Source organism: Staphylococcus arlettae (assembly GCF_025560845.1).
GTDB lineage: Bacteria > Bacillota > Bacilli > Staphylococcales > Staphylococcaceae > Staphylococcus > Staphylococcus arlettae.
The window spans coordinates 1,161,540-1,173,549 of the sequence record NZ_CP094803.1 but is presented as its reverse complement, the minus strand read 5'-3'; the positions used below and the strand labels follow the sequence as shown (position 1 = coordinate 1,173,549).

General features: G+C 33.6%; 12 protein-coding genes. 5 read left to right on the top strand and 7 right to left on the bottom strand.

The window, feature by feature from the left end; translation table 11 throughout:
• Positions 1–13: 13 nt before the first annotated feature.
• Both MUA37_RS05700 and MUA37_RS05695 read right to left on the bottom strand, forming a co-directional pair.
• Positions 14–949, bottom strand: a complete 936-nt coding sequence (locus MUA37_RS05700; protein WP_002510240.1) for a DHH family phosphoesterase — start codon at positions 947–949, stop codon at positions 14–16.
• A gap of 45 nt (positions 950–994) precedes the next feature.
• Positions 995–2,287, bottom strand: a complete 1,293-nt coding sequence (locus tag MUA37_RS05695) for a DRTGG domain-containing protein (protein WP_002510239.1) — start codon at positions 2,285–2,287, stop codon at positions 995–997.
• A gap of 209 nt (positions 2,288–2,496) precedes the next feature.
• Between MUA37_RS05695 and MUA37_RS05690 the strand changes: the two genes are divergently transcribed.
• A complete protein-coding gene (locus tag MUA37_RS05690; RefSeq protein ID WP_002510238.1) occupies positions 2,497–2,910 on the top strand; it encodes a universal stress protein in 414 nt (137 codons plus the stop codon).
• 99 nt (positions 2,911–3,009) lie between these two features.
• Here MUA37_RS05690 and MUA37_RS05685 read toward each other — a convergent pair whose 3' ends face one another.
• Positions 3,010–3,699 carry a metal-dependent hydrolase gene (locus tag MUA37_RS05685; RefSeq protein WP_021459789.1) on the bottom strand — a complete coding sequence of 230 codons (690 nt, stop codon included), beginning with the start codon at positions 3,697–3,699 and terminating at the stop codon, positions 3,010–3,012.
• A gap of 202 nt (positions 3,700–3,901) precedes the next feature.
• Between MUA37_RS05685 and MUA37_RS05680 the strand changes: the two genes are divergently transcribed.
• Both MUA37_RS05680 and MUA37_RS05675 read left to right on the top strand, forming a co-directional pair.
• Positions 3,902–4,954: a M24 family metallopeptidase gene (locus tag MUA37_RS05680; protein ID WP_002510236.1), complete on the top strand. Its 1,053-nt coding sequence runs from the start codon at positions 3,902–3,904 to the stop codon at positions 4,952–4,954.
• Positions 4,951–5,580: a copper homeostasis protein CutC gene (locus tag MUA37_RS05675; protein WP_002510235.1), complete on the top strand. Its 630-nt coding sequence runs from the start codon at positions 4,951–4,953 to the stop codon at positions 5,578–5,580. Before MUA37_RS05680 ends, MUA37_RS05675 begins: the two co-directional genes overlap by 4 nt.
• Positions 5,581–5,631: 51 nt before the next feature.
• Here MUA37_RS05675 and ald read toward each other — a convergent pair whose 3' ends face one another.
• Positions 5,632–6,747 (bottom strand): alanine dehydrogenase, encoded by a 1,116-nt coding sequence (ald, locus tag MUA37_RS05670; RefSeq protein ID WP_021459791.1) that lies wholly within the window; start codon positions 6,745–6,747, stop codon positions 5,632–5,634.
• 143 nt (positions 6,748–6,890) lie between these two features.
• On the opposite strand from ald, the gene MUA37_RS05665 reads away from it, so the two are divergent.
• Both MUA37_RS05665 and MUA37_RS05660 read left to right on the top strand, forming a co-directional pair.
• The gene (locus MUA37_RS05665) at positions 6,891–7,394 is read left to right on the top strand and encodes a universal stress protein (RefSeq protein WP_002510233.1); all 504 of its coding nucleotides are present in this window, start codon (positions 6,891–6,893) and stop codon (positions 7,392–7,394) included.
• Positions 7,395–7,607: 213 nt separating this feature from the next.
• Positions 7,608–8,780 carry an esterase-like activity of phytase family protein gene (locus MUA37_RS05660; RefSeq protein WP_107376784.1) on the top strand — a complete coding sequence of 391 codons (1,173 nt, stop codon included), beginning with the start codon at positions 7,608–7,610 and terminating at the stop codon, positions 8,778–8,780.
• Between the two features lie 298 nt (positions 8,781–9,078).
• On the opposite strand, the gene MUA37_RS05655 is transcribed toward MUA37_RS05660, so the two are convergent.
• The 3 genes from MUA37_RS05655 to tpx all read right to left on the bottom strand — a co-directional run bounded on the left by MUA37_RS05655 (position 9,079) and on the right by tpx (position 11,958).
• Positions 9,079–10,278: an acetate kinase gene (locus MUA37_RS05655; RefSeq protein ID WP_262615936.1), complete on the bottom strand. Its 1,200-nt coding sequence runs from the start codon at positions 10,276–10,278 to the stop codon at positions 9,079–9,081.
• An 82-nt stretch (positions 10,279–10,360) separates the two neighbouring features.
• Complete coding sequence (locus MUA37_RS05650; protein ID WP_002510230.1) at positions 10,361–11,308, bottom strand: class I SAM-dependent methyltransferase; 948 nt, start codon at positions 11,306–11,308, stop codon at positions 10,361–10,363.
• 155 nt (positions 11,309–11,463) lie between these two features.
• Complete coding sequence (gene tpx / locus MUA37_RS05645; RefSeq protein ID WP_002510229.1) at positions 11,464–11,958, bottom strand: thiol peroxidase; 495 nt, start codon at positions 11,956–11,958, stop codon at positions 11,464–11,466.
• Positions 11,959–12,010 lie beyond the last annotated feature (52 nt).

The following is a 12,010-nucleotide window of genomic DNA, read 5'->3' as shown; positions in this document are numbered from 1 at the left end:
TTCACCTCTACTCCTACAGTTTTTTATTTAGCGCATTTGCCAAGTGTTCGAATGTCTCCCAACTATCTACAGATACTCCAGATGCATTGGGATGGCCGCCACCGCCAAAATCATTAGCGACATCATTAATCACAATGCCTTTCGAACGAATGCGACATCTTATTTCTTCACCTTCATCTACCGCAAACAACCAAATTTTTAAACCTTTTATATCTGCAATAGTATTAACAAATAAAGAGGCTTCATTCGGTGCAATGTCGAATGTTTCTAACACGTCACTAGTAATGATTACCTTACAAAATCCTTTATCATTCAACTGAAAATTTTGTAAGACATAACCTTGGAATGGTAATAAGCTTGGTTCTTTTTCTGCAAGTTGATTTAATTCATCATTATGATTAAATGGGAATTTCAATAATTCACTAGCAATCTCAAGCGTATGAGGCGTCGTATTATTGAATAAAAAGCGCCCCGTGTCTCCAACAATTCCAATGTATAATAGTCTTGCTACAGTCTCATCTATAATGGTTAAATCGTTAAAATGTATAATAAAATCAGTAATAATTTCACTCGTTGATGATGCTTGCTCATTAACGAAATTAATATCACCATATTGGTCAATTGCTGGATGGTGATCAATTTTGATGAGTTTTTCACCTAAACTGAAACGTGAATCACTAATGCGTGGTGAATTTGCTGTATCACATACTATAACTAGCGCACCTTCATATGTACTATCATTAATGTCATCAAATGTACCGATAAAGTCTAATGATGGCTCGCTTTCACCAACGGCATAAATTTGTTTAGTTGGAAACTTAGCTTGTAAATATCCTTTTAATCCTAACTGGGAACCATAAGCATCTGGATCTGGTCTTACATGTCGATGTATGATAACTGTTTCATATTTCTCTATTTCATTCATAATTTCGTTTTTAATTGCTTCCATATGCTATCTATTCCTTTCATTTTCAAACGTCGTAATAGTTATATATTAATCTATAATTTGGCACATAATCATTGCTTTAGCGACATTTTGAGCGCCGTTTTTCATAGTTACTTCTAATTTTGCAAAATTTCTACCCACATCTAACATATCATAATGCACGTCAATTTCAGATTCAATTTGAACAGTTTTGATATAAAAAATATTCAAGCTCTCTATCATTACTTCAATTTTTTTATACTTACGCATTTCATAACGCACAGTTTCTTCTATTATTGCAACGAATACAGCTTTACTTAACATGCCAAATTGATCAGTCAGTAAAGGTGTTGTTGTTACTTGTATAATATCATTTGAAATCGTTATATGTTTGGCAATTTGATCGTTAATGGTTTCCCCGACTTGTGGTTGTCTTCCAATTAATTGCATTGATTTTAGTACATCTTCTCTTGTTATAACACCAATAAGCTTTTTACTTATTGTCGTTACTGGTAATAATTCAATACCTTCCCAGATCATGATATGTGCACAGTTAGCGATTGTAGTTGATAATTGCACATTAATTGGGGACTTTGTCATAAATGTTGCTAGCGTATCTTCATCCTGCATATTGATGATTTCTTTGCTTGTTACAATGCCTACAAGTTTCCATTCTTCATCAATTATCGGAAATCTTGAATGTCCAGTAGCTTGCGCTTTGATTTTATATTCAGTCAATGTCATATCATCAAAAAGTACAGTAGTATCATCGATAGGTTTAACAATGTCATCTACTACTAAGATCTCTTTACGTATCATTTGGTTGTACATTGCCCTATTAATAATATTAGCAACTAAATATGAGTCATAATTTGAAGAAATAATTGGTAAATCATGCTCATCTGCATATTTAATAATGTCATTAGTAGTAGTAAAGCCGCCTGTAATTAATACAGCACTACCTCGTTTTAATGCTTCTAATTGTACATCTTTACGGTTACCTACTATAAGTAAAGTGTGGGGACTCAAATATTTCACAACATCATTTAACTCCATAGCGCCTATAGCAAATTTAGTTAACGTTTTAATTAAGCCATTTCTCCCACCTAATACTTGTCCATCTATAATTTTAACAATCTCACTAAATGTAAGTTGTTCAATTTCTTCTCTATTCTTTTTTTCAATTCTTACAGTGCCTACACGGTCAATTGTAGCTACCAATCCAATTTGACCAGCATCTTTAATCGCTCTATAGGCTGTGCCTTCAGAAACTTCTAGATCTTTAGCAATTTTACGTACAGATATTTTTTGGCCCACAGATAAAGATTCAATATATGATAAAATTTGTTCATGTTTTGTCATACTACTGCCCTCATTTATTTGATAGTTTCTTAAATATTATAACTTTTTATGCGACAAAATGCGATGCAACAAATTCATTACTTTCTATAAATATTAGTTTTACTATACTTACTTAAGTAAATAATATTAAAATTTTTTCATTAAACATTTAGATATCATTGCAAAATGCGCATATTATTGATTAAAATAGGAATGAAGGAGGGTGTAAAATGTATAAAAATATTTTACTAGGTGTGGATACAACACTTGAAAACGAAAAAGCTTTGGAGCAAGTTTCAAAAATAGCAGGTGAAGGTACTGTAGTTACAATTTTCAACGCAATCAATGAACAAGATGCACAAGCTTCTATTAAATCGGGCGTTCATTTAGACAAATTGATTGAAAAAAGAAGTAAGGGTTTAGCCAGTACACGCGAAGCTTTAGATGGTTATGGTATTAAATATGATGAAATTATTGTACGAGGAAACGCTAAAGTTGAATTAGTCAAACAAGCTAACAGTGGTAAATTCGACATTATCGTCTTAAGTAACCGTAAAGCTTCTGATAAGAAAAAAATTGTGCTTGGTAGCGTGAGCCATAAAATCGCTAAAAGAGCTGAGATACCAGTCCTAATTGTTAAGTAATTTCAAATTAGCGCTGGTATTAATAATGTATGTCTTAATATTTTTATTTACGTTCATAATAAAAAGTCTGGAACAACAATGTGTCCAGACTTTTGTTAACTAAAGTGATACTTCCTCACCCGGTTTTAATATTTGTACTTCCCCTACACTAACAGCTTCCTTGAAATCGTTCGGATCTTGTTCGATATATGGGAAAGTATCGTAGTGGATAGGTATACTAATTTGTGGTTTTATAAATTGGTTAATGGCGTAACTTGCATCATCAATCCCCATCGTAAAGTTATCGCCAATCGGTACGAAACAAATATCTACTGGGTGTCTATCAGCAATTAATTTCATATCGCTGAATAATCCTGTATCTCCTGTATGATAAATTGTTTTTCCTTCCAATTCTAAAATTGCTCCCATTGGCATACCTAAATAAACTGGAATACCATTATCATCTGTAAGACTTGAACTGTGGAATGCTTGTACAAATTTCAACGTTCCAAAATCAAAACTTACTTTTCCACCTATATTCATTGGTCGCACATTATCATAGCCTACATGAGTTGTTAAATAATCTGCTAATTCAGCTGTACCTATTACTGTTGCATTATTTTTTTGTGCGATTTCCACAGTATCACCAAAGTGATCACCATGTCCATGTGTTAAAATAATATAATCTACTTCCAAATTTGATACATCTAAATCAGACAATTCATTACCAGTAATAAAAGGATCGATTATCCCTTTTTTACCATTTGCTTCAAAATAAACTGTTGATTGTCCATGAAATGATAGTTTCATTAATAGTGCCTCCCATTTGCTATGTTTACTGTTATATATACCACATCTTTCTTTATCTATAACACTTATTCATTAAGAAATCCAAGTTTTCCACTAAAAAAGCGCATTAAATTCCAACATTAAAGTAGTTTATTTTTGAATATTAGAGTTAACTAACCTAAAATTAATATAAATGTATTTACTTACTAGGAGGCAATAACAAATGAAAACAGAGCAAATAATTACTGAAATTAAACATCAACAAGCTGATGCAGCTTGGATTACAACACCACTTAATATATTTTATTTTACGGGTTATTTAAGTGATCCACACGAACGTTTACTTGCATTATTAATCAAAGCTGATGGTACACAAGTTTTATTTTGTCCTCAACTAGAAGTTGAGGAAGTAAAAGCATCACCTTTTACAGGGGAAATTATCGGCTATTTAGATACTGAAAATGCTTTGGATAAATATCAATTCAGTGCAAATAATTTATTAGTTGAAGCGGAACACCTCACTTTGAAACGTCAACGTGAATTAACTGCGGCATTTGGAGTCCAACAATTTAATGACATTGATGCAACAGTTAAGTCCTTACGTAACATTAAATCTGCAGACGAAATTGCTACTATTCAAAAAGCATGTGAATTGGCAGATAAATGTATTGAAATTGGTGTTTCATACTTATCAGAAGGTGTAACCGAACGCCAAGTAGTTAATCATATTGAAAATGAAATCAAAGCTTATGGTGTACATGAAATGAGTTTTGATACTATGGTTCTATTTGGAGATCATGCTGCATCACCTCACGGTACACCAGGCGACCGAAAATTACAAAATAATGAATTTGTCCTATTCGACTTAGGCGTTATTTATAATAACTATTGCAGTGATATGACTCGAACGGTGAAATTTGGTACACCAAATGCTAAGGCACAAGAAATTTACGATGTTGTGTTAAAAGCTGAAACAGAAGCTATTGCAGCAATTAAACCTGGCGTGACAATTAGCGACGTTGATCACATTGCCAGAAACATTATCGCTGAAGCGGGTTACGGTGAATACTTCCCGCATCGCCTCGGCCATGGTTTAGGTTTAGAAGAACATGAATATCAAGATGTTTCTAGCAGTAATCACAATCAATTTGAAGCAGGTATGGTCATAACCATTGAACCTGGGATATACGTACCGGAAGTAGCAGGTGTACGTATAGAAGATGATATTGTAGTTACTGAAGATGGACATAAAATAATGACAGGATATGACAAATGATTAAAGAAGCAGTTGTAGAAACGATCGAAGAAGTAGAAAGCGCCATCGCAAATGGTGCGGACCGTCTTGAATTATGTGATAACTTAGCTGTCGGTGGTACTACACCTAGTTACGGTATGGTCGAAATTACCGCAGAAATCTGTAAAGCCCATAAAGTTGAACTTGCTGTTATGATTCGTCCTCGTGGTGGGGATTTTGTTTACAATTTATATGATTTTGAAATTATGCAACGTGACATTAAACACTTTAAAGCGCTTCAAGTGGACTATTTTGTCTTTGGTTGTTTAACAGTGGACCATGTGTTGAATGAATGGCAAATGAAAACGTTGCGCAATCTCTCAGCACCTATACCTGTCGTATGTCACATGGCATTTGACCTTATTCATCAACATGGTCAAATTAAAGCTTTGCATCAATTGATTGATCTTGGCTTCACTCGTTTATTAACACATGGCGGCCCTAAAGAAAGTAATCTTTTTAATAATCTCAATCACCTAGGTAAATTAGTTGTCAATTCAGGTGGCAAAATTGAAATTATGCCGGGCGGCGGTTTAACTCAAGATAATTTGCCAGAACTATTGGAAGCTTTCCCTTTTCAAGAAGTACATGGCACAAAAATTGTTTAATATAGTTTACATTAAAACAGGACGATGCTTAAGCATCGTCCTGTTTATTATTTATTTTAATTGCTCTGCAATTGATGTATAAGGTATATTTAATGATTCTCCTACACCTTTATTAGTCAATTTACCATTAACTGTATTCAAACCTAGTGATAAAGGTTCATTATCTTGTAACGCTTTTAAATATCCTTTATTGGCGATTTGAATCGCATATGGTAACGTTGCATTGTTTAGTGCAATAGTTGAAGTTCTTGGAACTGCACCCGGCATATTGGCAACAGCATAATGCACAACACCATGCTTCGTATAAGTCGGGTTATCATGAGTAGTAATTTGATCGGTTGTCTCAAAGATACCACCTTGATCTATCGCAATGTCTACTATTACTGAGCCATCTTTCATTTGTTTGATCATTGCTTCACTTACAAGGTTTGGCGCTTTTGCACCAGGGATAAGTACTGCCCCTATAACTAAATCACTTTCTTTGACTGTACTTTCGATGTTCAATGGATTTGACATAATAGTATGTACGCGTCCTCCAAATTGATCATCTAATTGCTGTAAACGTTTTGGATTAACATCTAATATGGTAACATCTGCCCCTAAACCTAAAGCTATTTTAGCAGCATTTGTACCAGCTTGCCCGCCTCCAATAATTGCAACACGGCCTTTGGCAACACCAGGTACACCACCTAATAGTATACCCATTCCTCCTTTATATTTTTGAAGAAATTCTGCGCCAATTTGTGTAGACATTCGACCTGCCACTTCACTCATTGGAGTTAATAAAGGTAATGAACGGTCAGGCATCTGCACTGTTTCATAGGCAATACTCACTACATTTTTCTCTAATAAAGCCTCTGTTAATTTTTGTTCATTAGCCAAATGTAGATATGTAAATAATATTAGACCTTCTTTGAAGAATTTAAATTCTTCTTCTAATGGTTCTTTAACTTTCATTACCATATCCACATTCCATACTTCTTGTTGTGTTTTAACAATTTGTGCCCCAGCTTCTTGGTAATCAACATCTTCAAAATAAGAACCATATCCTGCAGCTGTTTCTACCAAAACAGTATGCCCTTGCTCGACCAAAGCGTGTACCCCACTTGGTGATAAACTTACTCTGTTTTCATTATTTTTAATCTCTTTTGGAATACCAATATTCATTCCATCCACCTCCATAAACATCGTAACGCGAAAGCAATGAAAGCGCAATCACAAAATTTACATATTTGTAGATAGTTAAATTGTACAAATATTCTGTTAATAATGGTATAATAAAATTAATTAAAAGTAAGGAGGTAATTGCGATGCTAACATATAAAAATATTTTAATCGCAGTTGACGGATCACATGAAGCAGAATGGGCTTTTAACAAAGCTGTAGATGTTGCAAAACGTAATGATGCACAATTAACAGTGGTAAATGTAATTGATTCTAGAACTTACTCATCTTATGAAGTATACGATGCACAATTCACTGAGAAATCTAAAAATTTCTCTGAAGATTTACTAAATGGTTATAAAGAAGTGGCAGCAAATGCAGGTGTTAAAGATGTTGTTACTCGCTTAGAATTTGGTTCTCCAAAAGCAATTATTCCTAAAAAATTAGCCACTGATGTTGGCGCTGATTTAATTATGTGTGGTACTTCTGGTCTTAATGCTGTAGAAAGATTTATTGTAGGTTCTGTATCAGAAGCTATTGTACGTCACTCACCATGTGATGTTCTAGTTGTTCGTACTGAAGAACTTCCAGAAGACTTCCAACCACAAGTTGCTACAGAAAAATTAAGATCACACTATAGTGCTCGCTAATCAGATAACGTGAAGCACGAAATTAAAAATACTTTATTAGTATAATATTTGATGAGAGATAGCATACCATAATATATGTATGCTATCTCTTTAAATACATAAAAGTTTAATCTCCATACCCACCCATTTACAAAAAATATAGCTCTAATTTAAACTCAATTCATATCTAACCTTTATCCTTAATATAGCATTTTAAAAAGGAGAAGATGACTCATGAACAAGCTTAAACAAACTGGCATCACATGCATAATTGCATTTAGTTTAACTACTTTCACCACTCTACATACAAACAATACTGACGCTGCCAACAATCAGTCAGACAAGCCTAAAACTGTAAATAATATCAAACTCATCGACAGCGAAACCATTCCACACAATACAAAATATAAAAATACTGTTGTCGGTGGATTGTCGGGAATTAGTTACAATCCTCAGAATAATAAGTGGTTACTTATTAGTGATGATCGTTCAGAACATAGTCCCTCTCGTTATTACGAAGCCAACATTAATTACAATCAACAAGGTTTTAACAACATTAACTTCAAAGACGTCAACACATTAAAACAACCAAATGGTTCAACTTATACTAATAAAAAGCAATATGATAAATCTTCAAAGAATATTGTGGCAGATCCAGAATCAATACGCTTCGATCCACTGAGCAACCATCTATGGTACACGAGTGAAGGTGATCGAACTCTAGGTTTAAACCCATTTATTCGCCAAGCTACATCTAACGGCACATTTATATCAGAATTACCTATACATAAACCGTTTAAAATGTCTGCCAATGACAAGCAAGGCTTTCGCAATAATATGGCACTAGAAGGCAGTACATTTTCTGCTGACGGTCAATCTTATTGGACTGCTATGGAAGGCCCATTATTACAAGATGATACTGTACCTACAATTAATTCTGGGTCAACTTCACGTATTACGCAGTATGATAGACAAGGTAATGTGTTAGCAGAATATGCTTATCCACTTGATGCCATACCTGAAAAACCAGGCAAAAATAAAGACGCCAATAACGGAATTACAGAAATTTTAGCAATTAATGATCACGAATTTTTAGCACTAGAACGTGCCAGCGTTCAAGCAGAAGATAATTCCTATACTAACCATGTTAAAGTCTATAAATATAGTACAGAGAATGCCACAAATATTAAAAATATGTCATCTTTAAAAAATCACAAAGTTCAACCATTAAAAAAGCAATTAGTGACTTCTCTCAATAAAACTGATCTTAAGCATATAGATAATATTGAAGGTATTACATTCGGCAAAAAGTTGCCAAATGGTCATGACACACTTGTTCTTGTTGCAGATAATAACTTTAACAAAGAACAACAAACACAAATTATTGCTTTTGAAGTATTGCCATAAAATAGACAATATACTTACTATAACTAGCATTTATTTTGTTATGTTGTACATCAATGTAAAAAAGTGTCATAGTCGTAAAATAGCATTGACTATAAAAGATAATTGTCCCGATTTTGTAAGGTGCTGACGCCCGTGGACTAGTATGAGTGAGAGACTACAGGCTCGAACCATACCCCAGGCAAGCATGCACGGTCAAAATCGAATACTTTTAAATATAAAGAGGACTAATCCTTATTAAAGATTAGCCCTCTTTTTTGAGTATAGGGAGTTATATCCCTATCTCTTTTAATTATTTTTATTAATCAACATTACCAAATTCAATAACATCACGTGCAATCATTACTTCTTCGTTCGTTGGAATAACAATTACTTTAACTGGTGAATGTGGATAGTTTATAAATCCTTCTTCGCCATGGATAGATTCATTTTTCTTAGCATCCCAATAAACACCCATAAATTCTAATCCTTCAAGTACTTTAGCGCGTACTGGATCAGAGTTCTCACCGACACCTGCAGTGAAGACGATAACATCAACGCCATGCATACGTGTAGCATAAGAACCAATATATTTGTGAATACGTGACGCAAAGACATCTAATGCAAGTTGCGCACGTTCTTTATTTTCTTTACTGTCTTCTATAATATCTCTTAAATCACTTGATGTACCTGAGATACCTAGTAAACCAGATTCTTTATTTAATGTATTTAATACTTCTTCTGCTGTTTTGCTTGTTTTTTCCATTAAAAATGGTATTAATGCTGGATCAATATTACCTGAACGTGTGCCCATTGTTACACCTGCTAAAGGTGTGAAGCCCATTGATGTATCAACAGATTCTCCTCCATCAATTGCTGCTATAGATGCACCATTACCAATATGACAAGAAATAATACGTAATTCTTCTATTGGCTTACCTAAGATTTCAGCTGCACGTTGAGAAACATATTTATGACTTGTTCCATGGAAACCATACTTACGGATTCCATAATCTTCATAATATTGATAAGGCAAACTATACAGATATGATTTTTCTGGCATCGTTTGATGGAATGAAGTATCAAACACTGCTACGTGTGGAATTTCAGGTAATAATTTACGGAAAGCACGAATCCCCATTAAGTTTGCAGGGTTGTGTAGTGGTGCTAATTCACTTAATGCTTCTATTTGTGATTCAACTTCATCCGTAACATATACTGATGTTGGGAACGTCTCGCCACCATGTACAACACGGTGTCCAGTTCCTTGTATATCATAAATACTATCAATAATACCGTGATGTTTAAAACTATCTAACATAATATTTACTGCATCTTCATGGTTTGCAATATCCGTTACTTCTTTAATTTTCTCGCCATTTACTTCTATAGTAAAGACTGAGTCTTTTAATCCTATTCTTTCGATTAAACCTTTAGTAATTATTTTTTCTTCAGGCATTTCAATAAGTTGAAATTTCAAAGATGAACTACCAGCGTTAATCGCCAAAATTAATTTTGACATAAGCTTTGGCCTCCATTTTCAATATAAGTTTATCCTTATCTATTTAACCATTAATACAGTTTAAATTCAAGAGTAATACAGTTTAAATTTCTGGGTGATTCTCTGTCATCCAAGTATTTAAGTCAGCTAAAAACCCTTGGAATTGCTGTGGATTTTTAAAGTCAGGAATATTTGCTAGCAAGACTTCTACAGGTTTTGTTACATTCACTTCTTTTTTCTGCACAATTAATATAGATTTTCTAGCTTTTTCATTTTTAAATAACGTTGCGGGTAAATTTAAAAATGCTTGCATTTCGGTTTCTGTAGCAATATAGTTTTGTAACTGTTTTACATTATCCCCTTCGAACAGATTACTTGGCACAATTAAAAATGCATAGCCTGATGGTTTTAATGCTGTAATCGCTTGTTCTATTAATAAATGATGAGAATAACTATGGCCTTCTTCAAACCCTAAACTCATTTCATGACTACGTTCATCAACAGGATAATAACCTATTGGTAAATCTCCAATTATGACATCCGCTTCTTCAAATGCTAGTGGCATTATGGCATCTTGTGGATATACATCAAAAGGAATCTCTAAAAAGTTTGCTAAATGTACGCTCACTCTTGATAGTACTGGGTCAACTTCTACTAAGTGATGCATGAGTGTAACATCAGTCATTACTTCATGTACTGAAGCACTTAAATGGCCTGCGCCACTAGCAATATCAGCAATATGCAATTCTGTTTGATTGGCCATAAATTGTTTCACTAAAAAACCTAATATTAAGCCTATTGAATCTGGTGTAATTTGATGATTTGCTTGAATTTCTTCATTTTGCAAAAGACTTAAATATGCAAATTGAAATGCTTTTCTTCTATCTTGTAAAGTCGCTTGCTCTAATAATTCTCGCTCATTTTTATATACATGCTCCATTGCTAGACCCAAGTTTTCAATAAAACTTTGCCCATTCTCTTCATTGAAAGCTTTTGCTTTTTCATCTAGCGTTTGGAATAAACGTTCCATAACTGTTTTTTCTTGAGTCATGATAATAATCCTTTCTAAAAAAACTGTTCATAATTTTTTTCAATAAGATACATTTTTATCTTAAATCACCAAATTATTATGAACAGTTTCATTTACAATGTCAACGATACTGTTTGTAGTATGATGACATTACCAATATATTTATTTTACTAAAATTAAATACTTCTATATGCTTCTAAGGCTTTTTCAAAATCTGGGAAATCAGTGCCTTCTGATACTATTTCTGTATATATTACTTTATCATTTTTATCTAAAACAAAAACTGAACGTGCTAATAAACGTAAACCTTCCATAACAACACCATAGTTTTTACCAAATGATAAATCTTTATGGTCACTTAGTGTAATAACATTATCTAAACCATTTGAAGCGCACCATCTTTTTTGTGCAAATGGTAAGTCTGCTGAGATAGTTAACACAACGCCGTCTTCTTGACTTGCTTCTTCATTAAATTTACGTGTTTGTTGATCGCACACGCCAGTATCAATTGATGGTACAACACTTATTAATTTCTTTTGACCTTCATATGTTGATAATGTAACTTCAGCCGTTGAATTATCTAACACTGTAAAGTCTGGTGCTTCTTGTCCTTCTTTAACTTGTTCGCCTAGTAATGTCACTGGCTCTTGTTTAAAAGTTATTTGTGTCATTGTTGACCCTCCTAAATATATGTTTCCATAGAAATTATAACGGTTTAGCTGT